General features: G+C 67.8%; 17 protein-coding genes, 2 tRNA genes and 2 pseudogenes. 12 read left to right on the plus strand and 9 right to left on the minus strand.

The window, feature by feature from the left end:
* Positions 1–91 precede the first annotated feature (91 nt).
* The 6 genes from gyrA to OG811_RS10700 all read left to right on the plus strand — a co-directional run bounded on the left by gyrA (position 92) and on the right by OG811_RS10700 (position 5,851).
* Positions 92–3,874 (plus strand): intein-containing DNA gyrase subunit A, encoded by a 3,783-nt coding sequence (gene gyrA / locus OG811_RS10675; RefSeq protein ID WP_406073811.1) that lies wholly within the window; start codon positions 92–94, stop codon positions 3,872–3,874.
* 4 nt (positions 3,875–3,878) lie between these two features.
* A complete protein-coding gene (locus OG811_RS10680) occupies positions 3,879–4,790 on the plus strand; it encodes a DUF3566 domain-containing protein (RefSeq protein WP_406073812.1) in 912 nt (303 codons plus the stop codon).
* 151 nt (positions 4,791–4,941) lie between these two features.
* Positions 4,942–5,015: transfer RNA gene (locus OG811_RS10685), tRNA-Ile, on the plus strand.
* A 42-nt stretch (positions 5,016–5,057) separates the two neighbouring features.
* Positions 5,058–5,186 (plus strand): DLW-39 family protein, encoded by a 129-nt coding sequence (locus OG811_RS10690; RefSeq protein ID WP_209444550.1) that lies wholly within the window; start codon positions 5,058–5,060, stop codon positions 5,184–5,186.
* Positions 5,187–5,222: 36 nt separating this feature from the next.
* Positions 5,223–5,295 (plus strand) — tRNA-Ala (locus OG811_RS10695).
* A 118-nt stretch (positions 5,296–5,413) separates the two neighbouring features.
* Positions 5,414–5,851, plus strand: coding sequence for a hypothetical protein (locus OG811_RS10700; protein ID WP_406073814.1), 438 nt, complete (start codon positions 5,414–5,416; stop codon positions 5,849–5,851).
* 18 nt (positions 5,852–5,869) lie between these two features.
* Here the strand turns inward: OG811_RS10700 and OG811_RS10705 are convergent.
* The 3 genes and pseudogenes from OG811_RS10705 to OG811_RS10715 all read right to left on the minus strand — a co-directional run.
* Positions 5,870–6,955 (minus strand): annotated as a pseudogene (locus OG811_RS10705) (recombinase family protein); the annotation flags it as partial.
* A 12-nt stretch (positions 6,956–6,967) separates the two neighbouring features.
* Positions 6,968–7,213 carry a hypothetical protein gene (locus tag OG811_RS10710; RefSeq protein ID WP_406073816.1) on the minus strand — a complete coding sequence of 82 codons (246 nt, stop codon included), beginning with the start codon at positions 7,211–7,213 and terminating at the stop codon, positions 6,968–6,970.
* A 214-nt stretch (positions 7,214–7,427) separates the two neighbouring features.
* Complete coding sequence (locus OG811_RS10715; RefSeq protein ID WP_406073818.1) at positions 7,428–8,312, minus strand: replication-relaxation family protein; 885 nt, start codon at positions 8,310–8,312, stop codon at positions 7,428–7,430.
* 1,099 nt (positions 8,313–9,411) lie between these two features.
* On the opposite strand from OG811_RS10715, the gene OG811_RS10720 reads away from it, so the two are divergent.
* Positions 9,412–9,654 carry a hypothetical protein gene (locus OG811_RS10720; protein ID WP_406073820.1) on the plus strand — a complete coding sequence of 81 codons (243 nt, stop codon included), beginning with the start codon at positions 9,412–9,414 and terminating at the stop codon, positions 9,652–9,654.
* Positions 9,655–9,730: 76 nt separating this feature from the next.
* Here OG811_RS10720 and OG811_RS10725 read toward each other — a convergent pair whose 3' ends face one another.
* The 3 genes from OG811_RS10725 to OG811_RS10735 form a co-directional block, all read right to left on the minus strand.
* Complete coding sequence (locus tag OG811_RS10725; RefSeq protein ID WP_406073822.1) at positions 9,731–10,378, minus strand: restriction endonuclease subunit S; 648 nt, start codon at positions 10,376–10,378, stop codon at positions 9,731–9,733.
* Positions 10,366–11,958 (minus strand): class I SAM-dependent DNA methyltransferase, encoded by a 1,593-nt coding sequence (locus OG811_RS10730; RefSeq protein ID WP_406073823.1) that lies wholly within the window; start codon positions 11,956–11,958, stop codon positions 10,366–10,368. Before OG811_RS10730 ends, OG811_RS10725 begins: the two co-directional genes overlap by 13 nt.
* Positions 11,959–12,029: 71 nt before the next feature.
* Positions 12,030–12,230: a hypothetical protein gene (locus OG811_RS10735; RefSeq protein ID WP_406073825.1), complete on the minus strand. Its 201-nt coding sequence runs from the start codon at positions 12,228–12,230 to the stop codon at positions 12,030–12,032.
* Positions 12,231–12,446: 216 nt separating this feature from the next.
* Between OG811_RS10735 and OG811_RS10740 the strand changes: the two genes are divergently transcribed.
* Complete coding sequence (locus tag OG811_RS10740; protein ID WP_406073826.1) at positions 12,447–14,027, plus strand: hypothetical protein; 1,581 nt, start codon at positions 12,447–12,449, stop codon at positions 14,025–14,027.
* A gap of 68 nt (positions 14,028–14,095) precedes the next feature.
* On the opposite strand, the gene OG811_RS10745 is transcribed toward OG811_RS10740, so the two are convergent.
* The gene (locus tag OG811_RS10745; protein WP_406073828.1) at positions 14,096–14,302 is read right to left on the minus strand and encodes a DUF397 domain-containing protein; all 207 of its coding nucleotides are present in this window, start codon (positions 14,300–14,302) and stop codon (positions 14,096–14,098) included.
* Positions 14,299–15,186, minus strand: a complete 888-nt coding sequence (locus tag OG811_RS10750; protein WP_306270665.1) for a helix-turn-helix transcriptional regulator — start codon at positions 15,184–15,186, stop codon at positions 14,299–14,301. Before OG811_RS10750 ends, OG811_RS10745 begins: the two co-directional genes overlap by 4 nt.
* A 388-nt stretch (positions 15,187–15,574) precedes the next feature.
* On the opposite strand from OG811_RS10750, the gene OG811_RS10755 reads away from it, so the two are divergent.
* Genes OG811_RS10755 through OG811_RS10765 form a run of 3 tightly spaced genes read left to right on the plus strand, consistent with a single transcriptional unit; the run spans position 15,575 to position 16,597 of the window.
* Complete coding sequence (locus tag OG811_RS10755; RefSeq protein WP_406073830.1) at positions 15,575–15,910, plus strand: hypothetical protein; 336 nt, start codon at positions 15,575–15,577, stop codon at positions 15,908–15,910.
* Between the two features lies 1 nt (position 15,911).
* Entirely contained in the window at positions 15,912–16,193 is a 282-nt protein-coding gene (locus OG811_RS10760) for a hypothetical protein (protein WP_406073832.1), read from the plus strand.
* Positions 16,190–16,597, plus strand: a complete 408-nt coding sequence (locus tag OG811_RS10765) for a hypothetical protein (protein WP_406073834.1) — start codon at positions 16,190–16,192, stop codon at positions 16,595–16,597. Before OG811_RS10760 ends, OG811_RS10765 begins: the two co-directional genes overlap by 4 nt.
* Positions 16,598–16,641: 44 nt before the next feature.
* Here OG811_RS10765 and OG811_RS10770 read toward each other — a convergent pair.
* Positions 16,642–16,872, minus strand: a pseudogene (locus tag OG811_RS10770) (hypothetical protein); the annotation flags it as partial.
* 511 nt (positions 16,873–17,383) lie between these two features.
* On the opposite strand from OG811_RS10770, the gene OG811_RS10775 reads away from it, so the two are divergent.
* On the plus strand, positions 17,384–18,526 hold the full coding sequence (locus OG811_RS10775; RefSeq protein WP_406073836.1) for a serine/threonine-protein kinase: 1,143 nt from the start codon (positions 17,384–17,386) through the stop codon (positions 18,524–18,526).
* Positions 18,527–18,538 lie beyond the last annotated feature (12 nt).

Raw genomic sequence — 18,538 nt, forward strand, 5'->3', positions numbered from 1 at the left:
CACCGGTCCACAGAGTTATCCACAGCTTGGCCGGTATCCACAGCGGTTATCCACAGCACAAAAACGACTCTGAGTCTGATAAGGGTATACAGTGACCGATTCTCCCGAGTCCACACCGAACGAGCCCGAGGTCCCCGCCGAGGCCATCGCCGCCGTGGTCGCACACGACCGGATCGAACCGGTCGGGCTCGAGGTGGAGATGCAGCGCTCCTACCTCGACTACGCGATGAGCGTCATCGTCGGGCGGGCGCTGCCGGACGTCCGGGACGGGCTCAAGCCGGTCCACCGCAAGATCCTCTACGCCATGTTCGACTCCGGCTACCGGCCGGACCGCGGCTACGTGAAGTGCTCCCGGGTCGTCGGTGACGTGATGGGTCAGTTCCATCCGCACGGCGACTCCGCGATCTACGACGCGCTGGTCCGGATGGCGCAGCCCTGGTCGCTGCGGTATCCGCTGGTCGACGGCAACGGCAACTTCGGCTCGCCGGGTAATGATCCGGCTGCGGCGATGAGATACTGCGTTACGGCAGATGTCCGTATTCGTACCGCCGTTGGCAGCGTTCGGATCGCGGATGTGGTGGCCGACGCGGCACCGTCCAGCGAGACAGACATCGACCTCAAGGTCCGCGACCGTAACGGTGACCTGGTCCGCGCGTCGAAGTTCTTCCACTCCGGTGAGCACCCCACACTGCGGCTGCGCACCCGCGAGGGGTACGAGCTGACCGGCACCCACAACCACCCGGTGCTCTGCCTGGTGGACGTCGCCGGTGTGCCGACCCTGCTCTGGAAGCTGCTCGCCGAGATCACCCCGGGCGACCGGGTGGTCCTGCAGCGCTCGGTGCCGGACGAGATCGGCTACCCGATGCTGGAGCACGTCGAGGCCGCCATCCTCGCCGGTGCCTTCGTCAGCGAGGGCTGGGTCTCCCCGGGCCGCGCCGGTTTCAACAACGTCGACCGGGAGTTCTTCGTCCGGGTCCTCGCAGCCTACGACCTGGCCGTTGGTGGGCCCCGCTATGTCAGTGAGCGGGTGATCGCCTCGGGCAGCACCCTCCACGAACTCGATGTGCAGGATCTCAGCGCGCTGCGGACGAGCCTCCTAGGCGACCTGATGGGAGCGCGCAGCGCCGCGAAGTTCGTTCCCGAGTTCGTCTGGCAGGGGCCGGCAGCGGTCAAGCGGGCGTTCCTCCAGGCACTCTTCGAGGGCGACGGCTCGTCGTCGCTGCTGCCGCGGAACACCATCCAGATCTCGTACTCGACCCGCAGTGAGCGGTTGGCCCGCGAGGTCCAGCAGTTGCTGCTGGAGTTCGGCGTGATCAGCCGGCAGACCCGGTACGACAACGGCGAGATCAAGGTCGTGGTGACCAACCGCCGCGACGCCCGGATCTTCGCCGCCCACGTCGGCTTCCTCGGCCGCAAGCAGGCCAAGTTGGAGTCGGAGCTGGCCCAGGTGCCGGCGAGCAGCACCGCGCTCTCCAGCGACCACGTGCCGCTGGTCGGGGACTTCATCCGCGAGCACGGCGCGCAGCGCTGGACGGAGCGGGACTGGCTGCGCCGGCACAACGTGGACCGGGTGGAGCGTTGGGAGCGGGACCGCGACGAGATCGCCGCCCGGATCACCAACTCCGAGGTGCTCGACGTGGTCGAGCCGCTGGTCGATGGACGCTTCTACTACGCCGAAGTGGCGCAGATCACCGACGCCGGCGTGCAGCCGGTCTACAGCGTCCGGGTCGACACCGACGACCACTCGTTCGTCTCCGACGGTTTCGTCAGCCACAACACCGAGTGCAAGCTCGACCCCCTCGCGATGGAGATGCTGCGGGACATCGACGAGGACACCGTCGACCTGCAGGACAACTACGACGGTCGGGCCAAGGAGCCCACGATCCTGCCGTCGCGGATCCCCAACCTGCTGGTGAACGGCTCCGAGGGCATCGCGGTCGGCATGGCCACCAAGATCCCGCCGCACAACCTGCGTGAGATCGGCGCGGCGGTGCAGTGGTGCCTGGAGCACCCGGAGGAGGACGAGGAGACCACCCTCGAGGCGCTGCTCGGCATCGTCAAGGGCCCGGACTTCCCGACCCACGGCCTGATCGTCGGCACGACCGCGATCCAGGACGCGTACCGCACGGGTCGTGGCTCGATCCGGATGCGCGCCGTGGTGGAGGTCGAGGAGGACAAGCGGGGCCGGCCCGTCCTGATCATCAGCGAGCTGCCCTACCAGGTCAACCCGGACAACCTCGCCGAGCGGATCGCCGAGCTGATCAAGGAGGGCAAGCTCGCCGGGATCGCCGACATCCGCGACGAGTCCTCCGGGCGTACCGGCATGCGGATCGTGCTGGTACTCAAGCGCGACGCCGTCGCGAAGGTTGTGTTGAACAACCTCTACAAGCACACCCAGCTCCAGGAGACCTTCGGCGCCAACATGCTGGCCCTGGTCGACGGGGTGCCGCGCACGCTCAACCTGGCGCAGTTCATTCGCTACTACGTCGAGCACCAGATCGACGTGATCCGCCGGCGGACCGCGTACCGGCTGCGTAAGGCCGAGGAGCGGGCGCACATCCTGCGCGGTCTGGGCAAGGCGCTGGATGCGTTGGACGAGGTGATCGCGCTGATCCGGCGCTCGCCGACCGTGGACGACGCCCGGCAGGGCCTGATCCGGCTGCTGGAGATCGACGAGATCCAGGCGACCGCGATTCTGGACATGCAGCTGCGCCGGCTCGCCGCGTTGGAGCGGCAGCGGATCGTGGACGACCTGGCCAAGCTCGAGCTCGAGATCGCCGATCTCAAGGACATCCTCGCCAAGCCGGAGCGGCAGCGAAAAATCGTCTCGGAGGAGCTCAGTGAGATCGTCGCCAAGTGGGGCGACGATCGGCGGACGCAGATCATCCCGTTCGACGGCGAGGTCTCAATGGAGGACCTCATCGCCCGCGAGGACGTGGTCGTCACGATCACCCGGACCGGGTACGCCAAACGGACCAAGGTCGATCTCTACCGCTCCCAGCGGCGCGGCGGCAAGGGCGTCAGTGGCGCTACCCTGCGGCAGGACGACATCGTCAGCCACTTCTTCGTCTGCTCGACCCACGACTGGATCCTGTTCCTTACGAACAAGGGTCGCGTCTACCGGGCCAAGGCGTACGAGTTGCCGGAGGCCAGTAGGGTAGCCAAGGGCCAACACGTGGCCAACCTGCTCGCCTTCCTACCCGACGAGCAGATCGCGCAGATCATTGAGATCCCGAACTACCAGGTAGCTCCCTATCTGGTACTGGCCACGAAGAACGGCCTGGTGAAGAAGACGCGGCTTGAGGAGTTCGACTCCAACCGTTCCGGCGGCATCATCGCGATCAACCTGCGCGATGAGGACGAGCTGGTCGGTGCTGCGTTGGTTGCGCCGGAGAATGACCTGCTGCTGGTCTCCAAGAAGGCACAGGCGATCCGGTTCAATGCCTCGGACGAGGCGCTGCGGCCGATGGGCCGGGCCACCTCGGGTGTGATCGGCATGCGCTTCACGGACGACGATGTCCTGCTTGCCATGGAGGTCGTCCGGGAGGGTTTGGACGTTCTGGTGGCCACGAACGGGGGATACGCGAAGCGCACCCCGATCGAGGAATACCCGGTGCAGGGCCGGGGAGGTAAGGGCGTGTTGACTGCGAAGATCACCGAGCGGCGCGGTGGTCTGGTTGGCGCGGTGGTGATCGACCCGGACGATGAGCTGTTTGCGATCACCAGCAACGGTGGTGTCATTCGGACTCCGGTGAAGCCTGTACGCCGTACGCGTGACCGGAACACAATGGGGGTCAAGCTGATGGACCTCCCGGACGGCGTGACTATCGTGGCGATTGCTCGCAATGCCGACGAGCCTGACGAACAGGACTAGTTGAATGACGGAGACACAGGCGAAGTCGGGGAACACGGGGACCTCGACCAACCCGGTCGACGAGGAGGCCGCCAAGGGCGGCACACCAGCGACCGGCCGCGCGGCCGTAGGCCGGGCGACGGTCCCCGCCGATGCGCCTGCCCCGAAATTCACGAGGGCTCCGGGCATGACACCCCCGCCGGAGCAGACCGGCGATGACGCTGGGTCGGGCGACAAGACCGAGGCGCCCGGCGCTGAGGCGCCGACGTCCGTCGCCGCCACACCTCCGGGTGCGGCGGCGGCACCCTCGGCCCGTCCGGCGACCACCCAGCCGATCAACGTCCGGCCCGGCCAGGCGGCGTCCACCGGGACCACCGGCACCCAGCCGCGGATCACACCCGGCATGACCCAGCCGCAGCCGGCTGCGGCGCATACGGCCGCTGCCGGTCGCCCGGCCAGCGGCGGTGGCCTGCCTCCGGGCATCGGCAACGCGTCCGCCGTCGGGGCTGCCCGCGTCGGCGACGCCGTACGTGCGGCGCGTACGTCGGTCAGCTCGGCCGCGTCCCGCGGACCGCGCCGGGCCAGGCTGAACCTGAAGCGGATCGACCCGTGGTCGGTGATGAAGTTCGCGTTCGCCGTCTCGGTGGTGCTCTTCATCGTCGTGGTGGTCGCCACCTCGGTGCTCTACCTGGCGCTGGACGCCATGGGCGTGTTCCAGAGCGTCAACGAGAGCCTGAGTGACCTGGTCAACGCCGGCGGTGGGCAGAGCACCAGCGGCTTCCAGATCACCGCCAAGGGCGTAATCCTCAGCTCGGCGCTGATCGGCCTGGTCAACGTGGTGCTGTTCACCGCGCTGGCCACGCTGGGAGCATTCGTCTACAACGTTTGCGCCGACCTGGTCGGCGGGATCGAGCTGACCCTCGCTGAGCGGGACTGAGCCGACCGGGACGCCGGTGCACCGTGGAAAGCGGTCGCCCCGGCGTCCCGTACTCAGGTAGGTTTTGCAGGCGTCGACGGCCCGGCTCGTGCGGCTGGACCCCGATTTGGGGCTGGCTGAGCGGATGGGTTAATCTTGCTCGTCGCAACACGGGGCTATAGCTCAGTCGGTTAGAGCGCAGAGCTGATAACTCTGAGGTCGCTGGTTCGATTCCAGCTAGCCCCACCGCACGTCGTCCGACGGTAGTCGAGCACGAGGGGTCGCCGCATGTTCAAGAAGCTGCTGATTCTGGCTGGCGTCGTCGGCGTGGCCGCCGTCGTGTTCAACAAGATCAAGGCCTCGAACGACGAGCGTGCCCTGTGGCACGAGGCGACCACCGCGCCCGACCTGCGCTGACGTCCGGCCCGGCGACGGGCGTTCGACGCCGCTCACGGGGCCCTAGCTCAACTGGCAGAGCACTGCCTTTGCAAGGCAGGGGTTAGGGGTTCGAGTCCCCTGGGCTCCACCGACCGCACCATTGTGCGAACCGGTGGTTCTTCTGAGGTGCCCCCGTCCGTTTCGGGCGGGGGCATTGTCGTATCGGTGGGGATCTTGAACACGGGTACGACTCCCTGGTCGGTGAGTTGGACTTCGGCGATGAGGGTCTCGATGGCGGCCTTGCGTTCGGTGTCGCTGCCGCTAGCCATGATCGTGGTGAGGTAGTCGCGGATCAGGGCGATGGTGCCGGGCGCCGGTGGGGCGGGCTGGGCGGCGAGACCGGCTGCGAGTTCGGCGTGCCGGGTGTGGAGTTGGGCCAGTTGCTGGCGGAGTTCCCGGATGCGCGGACCGGCGGTGGTGTCGTTCATGGTGCCGTTCTCGAACGCGGTGTGATAGCGGTCGATAGCCGTTTCGGTGCTGGTGATCTGGTGGGCGAGGGCGGTGAGTTCGGCGCTGCGGTTTTCCGTGGTGCTGGCGCGTTGGGTGTGGGCGCGTTCGATCATGGCGGTCAGGACGGGTTCGGCGGTTGTGTAGAAGTCGTGCAGCGCTTTGAGGATGGCGTTGTCGAGGTCGTCGGCGGGTAGGCGGGGCGCGTCGCAGGTGGCGTGTTTGCCGTAGCGGGTTCGGGTGAAGCAGGTGTAGTAGCGGTAGCGGCGGGTCCGTCCGTTGGCGGACGTGCCGATGTAGCGCTGTCCGCAGCGTGGACATGTCAACAGGCCGGTGAGGTAGTAGTCCGAGTCGGACATGGCCCGCTGGGTTTGGACGTCCCCGCGGGCGGCGGCGATGTCCTGGGCGCGTTGGAAGGTGTCCCGGTCGATCAGCGGGTCGTGGGCGTCGGGGACGTAGACGTCGCGGTAGGCGATGTCCCCGACGTAGGCGGGGTTGTCCAGGATCCGGTTGATGGTGTGTCCGGACCACTTCTTCCCGGTCCGGTTCGGCACCCCGCGGGAGTTCAGCTCGGTGGCGATGGCGCGGGTGCCGACGCGGTCGCGGGTGTAGAGGCGGAAGATGTCGCGCAGGATGGGTGCCTCGTCGGGGTGGGGGACGAGGCGGTGGTCGGGGTTGACGAGGTAGCCGTAGGGGCGGGTGCCGCCGGCCCATTTTCCTTTGCTGGCTTTCGCGGTCATGCCACTTTTCACTCGGTCGATGATGATGTTGCGTTCGAATTCGGCGAAGACGGCGAGGAGTTGGAGCATCATGCGGCCGAAGGGGCCGCCGGTGTCGACGGGTTCGGTGGCGGAGGAGAATCGGACGCCGGATGATTCGAGGATGTTGATGAGGTCGAGGAGGTCGGCGACGCTGCGGCTGAATCGGTCGAGTCGGTAGACGAGTAGGACGTCGTAGAGGCCGGCTTTCGCGGCGTGGAGTGCTTTGCGGAGGCCGGGTCGGTGGGTGGTGGCGCCGGAGGCGTCGTCTTCGTATTCGGCGACGATGGTCCAGCCGGGTTGGGATCTGACGTATTTCTCCAGGGCGGCGCGTTGGGCGTCGAGGGAGAACGGTTGGTGTTCGTCGTCGGTGGAGCGGCGGATGTAGACGCAGACCCGGCACGGGCCGGCGGGCCGCTCGGCTGTGTTGGGTTGGTGGGCGCGTCGGCCGCGCCGCCTGGGTGGGGCGAGGGGTGGGGCTGTCACGGGCGGTGTCCTTGTCGGTGGACGGGTGGTACCCGGGGCGGCCGGGGTGGCCGCCACCGGCGGGGCGGGTTACTGGAAGAGGTCGGGGTGGTCGTCGATGAAGTGGTTGAGCAGGACGGCGAGTGCTTCGGCGGCGTTGTCGAGTTCGGCGGGGGTCATGGGTACGGTTTCGATCCGCGCGATCCGGATCGGAATGGTCGGGTTCTTTCCGCGGGTGCGGGGTGTTTTCGCACCGCCGTTTGTGGTGGCGGTACCGGGATGTGGTGCGTCAGGATAGCTCCGGACGTCGTTTTCGTGGTGGGGCGCGGTGGCCACGTTCCTCCGAAAAGCGGGAAAGCCGGCTGGGGTCGGAGGATTCCGTTCATACGTTGCTCCTTTCGCTCGGGTGATCCGAATTGCAGCCCGTCGAGTTGGGCGAGGGGGGTAGCTCGGCGATCTGTCAGCAGGCGGGACTTCTATCTCACCGCGAACTGTCAGGCGCGCTTTCGCGGGCTGTCGACAGATCCGTGACAGACCGCCGCTGCTGGCATCAGTCGGCGGTGGGGTCGCGGTGGTGGTCGGTGTGGAGGGTGTGGTCGGCCAGGTCGGCCAGGCGCAGCCGATGCGGCCCGCCGGTGGTCCAGACGGCGTCGGCGGGGCACAGGCCGGCGGTGGTGGCGTAGTCGCGGGCGGCGGTCGCGACGGGGAGTCCGGTGGGTTCGGCGGCCAGTCGGAGGCGCACGTTGCGTTCCCGGGTGGTGGAGTGCAGCCAGAACAGGACGGGCCAGACCTGGTTGAGGGTGCCGAACAGATCCCGGTAGCCGGCGAGTTTGCCGGTCAGCACGTCGAGCTGCTCGCCGCCGGTGTCGTACTCGACGAACACCGGCACCAAGCGGCCGTGTTCGGCCCACAGGGCGTAGCCGTCGGGTCGGACCCGGGGCTGGTAGGCGCGGACCAGGGCGGGGTCGTCGGGCCGGGTGAACGCGCCAGGACGGGCGCACGCGGCCTCGGGTAGCCAGCGGACCAGTTCCGTGTCGGGGTGGGTGCGGGCGTAGCCGGCCAGGTCGGTGAAGAACTGGTTCACCCCGAGCCGGTGGGCCAGTGTCCGGGTGGAGGTCCACCGCCGCCGCTGGGTGCGGGCATGGTCGCGCCGGGGTGGGCGCTCGTCGCGGTCTGCGGCGACGACGTCGGCGCCGAGCTGGTCGAGCAGGTAGTGGTAGGGGTAGGAGCCGCCGTCGGGCCGCTGCGGCCGGAACCGGTCCACCAGCCGAAACTGGTGCAGCTTGCGTAGCCGCCGTTGGCAGAAGTCGAGCGACGGGAACAGGGCGTGGGCGATCTGGAACGAGGTCAGCACGCCGTGGTCGTACAGCCAGCCCAGCAGGACCCGGTCCCGCCCGGTCAGCTGGGACTGGACCCGCAGCACAGGATCAACCATCAGCGGTGGTCACCGCCTCGCAGCGATGCGGATAACGCACCCCCGGGGGAGAGACCCGAGACATGGAGGGTCTGTCGGAGGACAGCCCGTAACTGGTGACAGTCGGGCCGACCTGCACTGTGAGCCTAGAACGGGGGTCCGTTCGGGGGTCAGGTTCAACACTGACGTCAACACGGACGCCAACCCTGACTCCCGAACGGGGATCAAGACGGGTTCTGTCAGCACCGGCCCGCGACATCGTGTCGGCCGGCGGTGCAGGCGATCGGGAAAGTGGGTGAGAGGCAACGGGAACTCCTTGTTGAAGGGGTGATTCGGCACGGGCTGCCGGCGTTGGCGGTTCATGGGTGGAGATCATTTCCGGTGGTGCATGCCGCTCCCTGACAGGGCAGGAGCGGGCACGGTACGGTCGCGCCCTGGGCAGGACGAGACGCGATGTGCGCGCGGTTCGTCGCTGTGCAGTTGTCAAGGAACACGGCCCCATTCCCGAGTGCGGCCGGGAGGCCAGGGCGGGGAGCGGACAGCACCCATCGCCACGGCTGTGGAAACCACCACCGTGGATGACAGACGCTCGGCAAACGGCGGAAGACCGAGCCAGCGGACCACTCGGCCCTCAGCCCAGGCGAAGGGCGGGACCGTGGCTACCGGGTGGGGCGCGTCAATTCGTCCCGCACCAGGGGCCTGGTTCAGCTCGCCGGAACCAGATCCTTCATCGGGGACCTCCCGTCGGTTGGCTCGTACGTCGCCGACGACCGGCCGAGGACCACAACGACGGCGGGCGCCCCACCCGGGAGCGCCCATCTGTCGGCTGATCGGCCCGATGGTCGGCCGCCGCACGAGGACGTGCCTCTATTGCGCATCAGCCGGTCACGCCGGTCAAGTACGATTGGCCACCCTGAAGCGCTGGCCGGAGCGATGAACGTTCGCCTCTGTTCGCCTGCGTACACCTGCGGCGTGCAACAGTCCGCTCCAGTCCCGCCCCATCCAGGCCAAAGAATCTTGAGGAAATCTCCCGGTCTCTCATAATGTGAGACGCCGGCCGGCCGATCGTAAACAAGCGGTGGTCTGTCCGTACCAGTTGGGATGAGATGCGTTCGGCATCATGGCCATCGATGAGCAGGGCGCCTCAGCAGGAGTGTGGATCCGGCGGACCGAGTATGTCTCCTGCCCGGCGTGCGGTCGGTACGAAGCCAGTCCGGCCGCCGACGCCGTGCTGAGCGCCGACAGGACGAAGGAGTTGCGTCCGTGCCCGACCAGGGCCGATACGGGCTGCACCGGCGTGGCTGAGGTGGACGCCTACGTCGAGGTGCCGCTGAAGGACTCGACGCACCCCAACCTCACGTAGTCATCGGCGCATTGATCAAGTGCGCCGATGCGCAGGCCAGCCGGGCTCCGCTGCGGCACCCTCGCGACCAATGCCCTCACGCATCACGACTGACGGCTGCTTCCGGCAGCACGGGATTGCCAGTGAGCATTCGCGGAATGAGTAGTTCGCGCAGCGTTTGGGTGGCTTGGATGACGTCCTTGTGCGCGCGGATCTTCGTGTCGATGGCCCTGGTGACCTCGGCAATGCCCTGCTGAACGGCTGCGGGCGGTAACACGAGCGGCATCTCCCGGACCTTGCGCCCGTTGAGTGTCGGCAGCACTCCGCGCTGGGTGTGTTCGGCCAGCCACTCCTGCACCGCCGGGTGGGTGAGGTAGCAGGCGAGGTACTCGGCGGATATGTCTCGGGTTGCGCGGATACGGATGCAGGAGCCGCCGAGCAGCCAGCGCTCTTGTCGCGCGGCCACCATCGCGTGCCGGGTTGTTCTGCCGATGCGCACGAGCACGATGTCGCCGGGGAAAAGCTCGTACCGTGGCCGTAGGCGTCTGGCGGTTTCCTCGCTGACGCTGGCGCTGGGGTGGATTCCCTCGGGGCTGATGTCGCCGGCTTTCACGACGGGGATGCCTCCGATCACATATGCAGAGGATCTCAACGTGGTGCCGGACGGGCCTGGTTGCACGCCGCAGCACTCGCCAAGACGCCGCGTTTGCCAGTCGTCCGGTACGGGGCCGATCAGCGTGTCCACGACACCAACCTTTCGAGACAGCGGTCGAGGTTCAGGTCAGCTGCTCTGGCGTCGGCGTCCAGTCGGGCCAGGCCGTTCTGCAGGGCGGGAAGCGTCGGCGAGGTCCGCGGATCGGGCACGATTTGCCGACGCTGGTTCAGGTAGGTGCTGGGCTGAAGGTCGTAGTCGTGCTCCCGGATCTCCGACACCGTCGCCGTGGTGGCGGCGATGTCTTCCCTCGCGATCGGGAGGACGGCCGTCCCGTTCGTCCATCCCTGGTACACGTCGAGGACCGCTTGGCAGCCATGTTTCGTCAGCACCCGGTGGGTGGGACTGCTCCTGCGAGTCGCTCCGCAGGCGTCGACGAAGAGAACTTCACCTGTCGTGTTGTCGCCGGGGCGGACCAGTATCCACACTGTTACCGGGACTGTGGTCTCGCGGAACAGGTGACTGGGCAGCGCGACAACACAGCGAACGGTTCCGTGCTCGACCATCGCCCCTCTGATCTCCCGCTCCCGGACGGCGAGCGCAAACGTGGCGTTGTAAGGCATGATCACGGCAGCCCGGCCGCCGGGTGCAAGCGCCTCGACCGCCGCCTGTAGCCAGGCCATGGTGACGTTGTGCGGGGAAGGCTCGCCGTACGGCCACGGGCGTGCCGAACGGGACGTGGGCAGGCTCCAGTTCCTCATGCCAAATGGCGGGTTGAGCAGCACGACGTCGAACCGGCCCGGTTCGGCGTCGATCTCCCCCGGGTCCGACGGCGGCCCATCTCCGAGGTCGACCCGCATGCCGTGGATTGCGGCGTTCATCGTGGCGAGGCTCCAGGTCCTGGCCGTCGCCGCCCGGCCGGTGAGAGTGACCGGTGAGCCGGTTCCGGCAAGGCGTTTCCCCGCAGCCACCAGCAGGTTTCCCGGACCGCAGCACGGGTCGTGCACGCGGTCGCTGGGCACGGGATCGACCATCCGCACCATCAGATGCGCCAGCTCGGCCGGGACCAGGTACTCGTCCGGGCTGCTGTGCCGGAACCTGGCGAACCGGTCGAGCAGGTACGCGAACACGTGACCGTCGGGCGCCCGGACCGCGGTAAGGATGCGGACGATCTTGAGGAGTCGATCCCGCCCGTAAAGCGTAGCTGCAGCGTCTCGAAGGGCTGTCGTGGCAGCCGCCATGCGCTCCGGCTGCCGCTGCCACGCCCGCGTGACGATCTCATGGATTGTGTCCACGGAGGATCTCGACACCGCCGCCCAGTCGACAGGAGAGGTATCGCGCAGGCACAGCAGGGACAAGACGACGGCCTCGAAGGCGGCCGGTACCTCGCTCTTGCGTAGTAGCGGCTCCAGCGGCGCCCACAGATCCTCGTCGAGTGACTCCGCAACCGGCGCTTGGGTTGGATCGTTGGCATTCGGTGATGCCGGGTACCCCACCGAGGAGCGGAACCGTTCCCCGTAGGTGATTCCTAGGCGCTCGCCCGGCAGCAATACGGGGCGTGGGATCTGGCGGCCATCGAACCACGCCGCCACCGCCGACGTCAGATAGCCATCCTGGGATCCGTGCCGGACGAGCTGAGGAAAGTTGGGGTGCCTACGCGCCCAGTTGCTCACCGCCTGCGTGGTGACGCCGGCAGCGCGGGCCACCTCCTCCTTCGTCATCAGCAGCTCCGAGGTGGACATCGTCAGCGCTCCTCTCGGCCACGGCCACGGGAGCCGCCTCCAGGGCGGACCGATCCCCGCACCGCGCGGATCAGCTGCGTGAGGTGACGGGTCCGCCGCTCGCTCACGATGACCCAGCCGACGAACAGCACCGGTAACAGAATCGCGCCCATGATGTACGGCCCGGGAAGATCACCGACCAGCTGCGCCAGCCTTAACGCCATGCCGCCTCCTCCTATGTGGTTTGTTGTCCGCACTCGAAGCTAGGAGGAGCAGGCCGACAAACAAATCGCGTATCGACGATACGCGAGTATTTGTTTCATGGCTGTCCCGGTTCACCTCGGAGGAGGGAGCACGCCGCGTGGGTCGATGAGACCCATCGAACTGAGACAGGGTGTCGTTCCTTGCGGATCAGGCCCAGGCCGCCGAAGGTCGGGAGGGTGCAGAGATGGGATCCGCTGAAGCAACATCAACTGCTGTTGCTGCGGCGCATCGGTGACGGGGACGACCTCAGTGGCCCCGACGGACTCGACCAGCGCCACTCCGCTCGGGCGTTGCAGACCCGCAGGCTCGTCGACATCAGCCGCCGGGGTGGCGTGTGGCGGGCGCAGATAACCGACGCTGGCCGCTTCTACCTCGACAACGGCATCCACCCCGACCACCCCGACCGGCTCCTCAGCAACACTGCGGCACCACGCCAACCCGCCCGGAGCACCACCACCGCCAAGCAGAGCCAGTCGGGTTCGACCCGGTCGGGAGTCGGTGGCGCCACCGCGACCGCCAGCTCGACGCGCTCCCCGACCGCCGCCATGATTGAACAGGCCCGGCGGCTTGTGGAACGCCTTCAGGCCGAAGGCGGGACCGTGCGAGTCGAGAGCCCCGACTCCGAGGAACGCGCCCGGTATCGGCGGGTCATCCACGCAGCCAAGCAGCACGGTCTCGTGCCCGCCGGGTTCCATCTCAAGCACACCGGCCGCGCCGCCGGAGACCTGATCATCCGGTTATCCAACGACGACGACCCGGACGACAGGGATTGGAACCGGATCCGGCTCAACACCCGCCGGGTCACCACCGATCCCGGCCTCGTGTTCGCCGCGCTGGAGAAGAACCCAGCCGGACTGGAGGTTACGAAGGCATCCGTCCCCAGGGCGCTGGACCTGATCCACGGCCTCGCCGCCGAAGCCCGACGGCGGGGCCACCGGGTCGGGGTGAACACCAAGACGAAGAACCCGTCGGTCTACCTCCAAGTCGACAAGACCCGCCGCAGAGTCCGGTTGATCGAGGAGTACGACGAAATTCCCCACGTCCCCACCGAGCAGGAGGCCCGGCAGTTGCGGCGCAACCGGTGGATGGTGCTCCCCAAGACCGACCGGGTCGCCTCCGGCCGGCTGCGGATGGAAATTTCCCGCGCTGGCTGGGACAGGAAGGACACCTGGGCCGACGACAAGCGCACCCCCTTGGAGAAGCGCCTTCCCCGCATCATCCGCGACGTCGAAGCCGGCATCGCCGCCGACGAGGAAGCCAAGCAGGCTGCTCAGCGTGCCCACGACGAATACATTGCTGAGCAAGAGAGGAAGCGGGCAGAAGAGCGTCGCCGCTGGCAAGCGGCCCTCGACGAGGCTCGTCCCCAGGCCGCCGAACTTCTACGCAAGAAGGCGTTTCGGCGGGCCTACGACTCATGGATCTCCGCCAACGAGATCCGCGCCTTCTGCGACGCCCTCGAAGTAGCCGGCCCCGATAGGCCGAACGACTTGGACAACCGTGCCCGATGGATCGGCTGGGCGCGAGCCGCAGCCGACCGCCTTGATCCCACCTGCGGCGACGGAGCCCTCGCCGGCATCGAGTTCGACATCGCCCCCCAGGCCGACGATCTCCGGCCCTTCATCGGCGACTGGAGCCCGCATCAGCCCCACCGCGAGTACCGCTCCGAGCGCGACCAGCAGGCCATCGACGTGACCCGACTTCAGGCCGCCACCTGGCACTACGGCATGCGCGGACGCCCCAGCTGGTGGCGCAAATAGCAGCCATGCGCAGAAGCGTGCCCATGATCGCCGACGGTAGGCTGGGCCCGTCCGTCGGATTCATTCGCCTACGGGTGGGTGAAGTGCCCGTACTTGGCACCGGCCAAGAAGCTCGTCCAATCCTCCCGGGGGAACAGGAGGGCCGGGCCGGTTGGGTCCTTGCTGTCGCGGAGAGCCACCGCGTCGGCAAGGTCGGCGATCTCGACGCATTGGCCGTTCCCGCTGGACCGGGTGCTCTTCTTCCACTGGGCGCGGGACAGGTCAACTGAGGTCATCCTGTACCTCCTTTCTGACTGATCGCCGCGGCGTGTTCCTGGATCAGCTTGATCGAGCTGGTCGGGTCGAGTGCGGTGGCGCGAAGGTGTTCGAACGTGCTGGTGTAGCGGCGGACGTCTGCTTCCCGTTCGAGGAACAGGTCGCCGGCCATGCTGTCGACGTACACCAGGGCGGGGTCGGCTGGGTCGGGGAAGTCCATGACGACGAAGGAGCCGGGCATGCCGGCGTGCGCGCCCGAGGTGAACGGAATGACCTGAAGCGTGACGTGTGGCTGGCCCGCCACGCTCACCAGGGCGTCGAGCTGTTGGGCCATGACGGCTGGTCCGCCAGTCAGCCGGTGCAGAACGGCCTCGTCGAGGATCGCCCAGAGGCGCAGCGGCTCCGTCTTGCGGAGCGACTCCTGCCGCTGCATGCGCGCCTCCACCCGGGCCTGCACGTCCGCGTCGGTCGCCAGCGGCAACACACCCCGGATCACGGCGCGGGCGTAGTTCTCGGTCTGCAAGAGGCCTGGGACGAAGAGCGACTCATAGTTGCGGACCGAGCGGGCTTCGGCTTCGAAGCTGATGTACGTGGTGTAGAGCTCCGGCAGTTCCGACTCGTACGCCTGGAGCCAGCCCAGCTGCGCGGCCTCGCGGGACAGGGCGATCAGCTCGCTGCGCTTGTCCTCGTGGGTGACGCCGTACTTGTCCAGCATCGCCATCAGGGTGCGCCGCTGCGGGCGGACCTTGGCCGTCTCGATGCGGTAGAGGGTGGCGGGATTGATGCTGGTCTGCTCGCTGACCTCGTCGCGGGTGAGGCCGGCCGCGGTACGCAGTCCGCGCAGCTCCGCCGCGAGCCGCCGGAGGCGCACGGTGGGCGGTTGCCGTCGAGCTGACAACTCCATGTCCCTTCGCTCCTGTCGTAGTCAGAGTGTGCCCGCCGTGCGGATGCAACCTCCAGGCAGGCCAGGCAAGTGACGTACATGCGAATGCAATCCTTGCATTATCACTAGTGCATAGGCACTATGGGCATGAGCGTGTCAGGTCGGTGCGGCTCATCAAAGCCGCGCGGTACGGCGGTGGGCTCGCGCTCCCAGGGGCTCACCGCCCGTCCGGCCTCGGACGCCTCTCGACGGGACGCAGCACGTCACCCGAAGCGGGCTGCGTCCCTGCCGAGAGGCCGAGTCAGGGAGGCAGCGCAGCTGTTCCATCCCTCGTCCTAGCGGTGGTCGCGATGCTCGGCTTCGCCGCCGGACTGTTCCTGTTCAAGGTCAAGTCCCGATGGTGCCGACGGTGCGGGTCGGCACTGAGCTGCCCCGACTGCGGAGGCCGCAGATCCCGCCCGCATCCCGGCCGGACGAGTTGGACGAGCGGACTGTGACCCCGACGCCGATCACACCTGTAGTCGCCGTCGCGCCCGGCGACGTCGTGCACCTACGCGAACAGGACTACCAGCACGGCAGCGGCCCACTTCCGCTGCGGATCATCGGCGTCCGCCTCGACCTCAGCCTCTGGTACGACGGCCAGTGGGTGTGGCTCGAAGGCATCGAAATGCCCTCGCCCGGCCGCGCCGCACGTTTCCGGCAGGTACTTGCCCGCGTCGGCGCCCTCCCACAGCCGCAGGAATGACATGGGCGCCACCGTCTACCTATCCGCAGCGGCCATCGACCAGCTCACGACCGCGCAGCGAGCGCTCGACGAGCACGTTACCTCCAGCGCCACCGGCTACTGCCTGCGCTGCCAGCTCATCGGCCCCTGCCCCACCAACGAGCAAGCCGCCGCCACCTTTACCCGCTACGGCCGCCTGCCCCGAAGAACACCCGGCGCGACCCGACCGCAGCTCATCAACGCCCGCCGCATCACTGCCGGCCCTGATCCCGCAGCCGACCTCACCCGGAGGTACCAACCGTGACCCTGCCCGACATCGCCGCCGCGCTCCGAGACCTCCACGTCTCCATCGGCCAACAGCAGGACCTGACCAAGGTCGTCATCCAGGACGCCGAGAACGCCCGAGCCGAGTTCCGTGCACTGACCGCTGGAGCCACCAACCCCCTGGTCAACCGGGCACTGGGCAACTACGCCCAAGGAATCGTCAAGCTCCGCGACGGCACATGGCTGCTCGCCGAAGCCGGCGGCATCCTCGCCGAGTACGCCCGAGCAATCGGCATCGACATGCCGCCTCGGCAGCCGACCGAGGGCAAGCGGAAGGTCGAGCCGACATACGACGAGCAGAGCGATATCGGGCCCCGGCAGCCCGGCACCCAACGGCTCCCGCAAGCCGAAGAGCCGGCACCGCGCGACCCGTCGGCTGGCTAACTCCCCGCTCCGAAACGCGGGCGGAATGTGGCGACGGCCGGCGCTCAGCCCCCGGCCGTCGCCACTGCCACCAAATGCTTACCGACGAGGTCCTGGGCCTGGTTGACCTCGTCCACGCCCTCTTCGAGACGGACAGGCGCTTGTCGGCACGCACGCACCGCGCTGTTCAGCAGGTTGTTGCCCCCGACCCGGCTGACCTTCTGGAAGTGAGCCTGGGCCTTGTTCACCGAGTCGACGACCTCGGCGATGCCACGACCCACCTGATCGCCGACCCTATCCAACGGCGCCACCCGCAGTCAGCCCCGTATTGCTTAGCGTGCTGAGCGATGGTGGTGAGGTGGTCTCTACCATGGCGAGGACATGCTTAAGCCATCGCACCGCCAGCACGGGGTAGCCGGCCACCGCCTGTCACCGCGGGGCGGGCCGCCTGCTGCTGCCCCTTCCGGTTCCAACTCGTTGGCGGAGGTCTCACGAGTGGGAACCGCATCACGGTGGTCAGCTGCTGGCGCGTGTAGCTGCTCATCAGGTTTCCATTTGGGGAGGAGCGCTCGTGCCGAACCACGTTGCGCTTGGGGACCTCACGCATCTTCCGTTCGATCAGCCGGCGCAGCGACGGGGCTATGACGACGTCAAGGGACTGAAGAGGTCTGAACGTCGGCTTTTCAGCTACAGCGACGTCACTGATTGGCCACGGAGCGCGTCGTGGCTCGCGGTCGGTGCGCCGTTTCGGCACACTGGCCAGAGTGGATCTGGGTGCACGGCGGGCGGAAAAGCGCAGAATGTCGAATGAGTGAGCTCTCGTCTCGCATCGGCCGATACGCGGTCAGTCGTAAGCTCGGCAGCGGCGGTATGGGTGAGGTGTTCCTCGCGTACTCGCCGGCGGGTTCGCCTGTGGCGGTGAAGGTCATCCGAAGTGATCGGCTGGATCCGGTCACCCGCGCCCGGTTCGAACGAGAGGCCGCCGTCGCCCGGACGGTGATCGGCACGAATCGCATCGCCCGATTCCTGGAAGCGGACCCCTACGCGGACCGGCCCTGGCTGGCGATGGAGTACGTCCCGGGTTACACCCTGCAGGAGTACGTACGCGAGCACGAGATGCTGCCCGTGGCTCTGGTGGCGAGCCTTGGCGCGCTCGTCGCGGAGGGCCTGGAGGCGGTACACGGTGCCGGCCTCCTGCACCGGGACCTGAAGCCGCAGAACGTGATACTAGGCGCAGACGGCCCGGTGATCATCGATTTCGGTCTGGCGGCATTCGTCGATGCCTCGTCGTCGCACGACTCCCTGTCGACCAGCGGGATGATCATCGGCTCGGTGCGGTGCATGCCGCCCGAGCAGGCCGGCGGGAACCCGCGGGTTACCGCGGCGGCCGACGTCTACGCGCTGGGCACAGTTCTTCTGTACGCGGCGGCCGAGCACTATCCGTACGACGGGCCGTCGTGGCAGGCCATCATCTGGCAGATCACGAACCCTGAGATCGAACCGGATCTCACTGGGGTACCCGCCCGTCTGCTCCCACTCCTGCGGAAGATGCTCGCCTTCGAGGCCGAGGAACGTCCGACGATCTCCGATGTGGCTGCCGCCTGTGCCGAACTGCTGGCGGACGCCTCCATCAGCCCGGCCGACGCACGGTTGGCTCTCATCGGCAGGACCGCCGGCCGAAATCCGGGTCTGCGGGAGGGCCAGGTGCCGTCGCCGTCGATCGAGGCAAGGCTCGACGAGCTGAGTGCTGTGGGCGGCGCGGATGCGGATGGGCCGCTCGATGTGCCTCCGGCGCCTCCCGAGTCGGTGGAAGCAGGGGCGCTAGAGATCGCGGAGCCCGAGGCCCCTGAGCCACCGGTTCGGCCTCGGGAACGTCCACCGCGACGGCCGGCGTCCAGCCGAGTGGCGGCGGAGTTGCGAGCCGCCTACGCGGCTCAACCGACCCTGTAGCAGGGTGTAGGG

The sequence above is a fragment of the Micromonospora sp. NBC_01638 genome, from assembly GCF_045209745.1.
Taxonomy (GTDB): Bacteria; Actinomycetota; Actinomycetes; order Mycobacteriales; family Micromonosporaceae; genus Micromonospora.

Coding starts and splice junctions, on each gene's coding strand:
- OG811_RS10680 (WP_406073812.1), top strand. CDS start 3,879: ATGACGGAGACACAGGCGAAGTCGGGGAACACGGGGACCTCGACCAAC.
- OG811_RS10690 (WP_209444550.1), top strand. CDS start 5,058: ATGTTCAAGAAGCTGCTGATTCTGGCTGGCGTCGTCGGCGTGGCCGCC.
- OG811_RS10715 (WP_406073818.1), bottom strand. CDS start 8,312: ATGGTTGATCCTGTGCTGCGGGTCCAGTCCCAGCTGACCGGGCGGGAC.
- OG811_RS10720 (WP_406073820.1), top strand. CDS start 9,412: ATGGCCATCGATGAGCAGGGCGCCTCAGCAGGAGTGTGGATCCGGCGG.
- OG811_RS10735 (WP_406073825.1), bottom strand. CDS start 12,230: ATGGCGTTAAGGCTGGCGCAGCTGGTCGGTGATCTTCCCGGGCCGTAC.
- OG811_RS10745 (WP_406073828.1), bottom strand. CDS start 14,302: ATGACCTCAGTTGACCTGTCCCGCGCCCAGTGGAAGAAGAGCACCCGG.
- OG811_RS10750 (WP_306270665.1), bottom strand. CDS start 15,186: ATGGAGTTGTCAGCTCGACGGCAACCGCCCACCGTGCGCCTCCGGCGG.
- OG811_RS10760 (WP_406073832.1), top strand. CDS start 15,912: ATGGGCGCCACCGTCTACCTATCCGCAGCGGCCATCGACCAGCTCACG.
- OG811_RS10775 (WP_406073836.1), top strand. CDS start 17,384: ATGAGTGAGCTCTCGTCTCGCATCGGCCGATACGCGGTCAGTCGTAAG.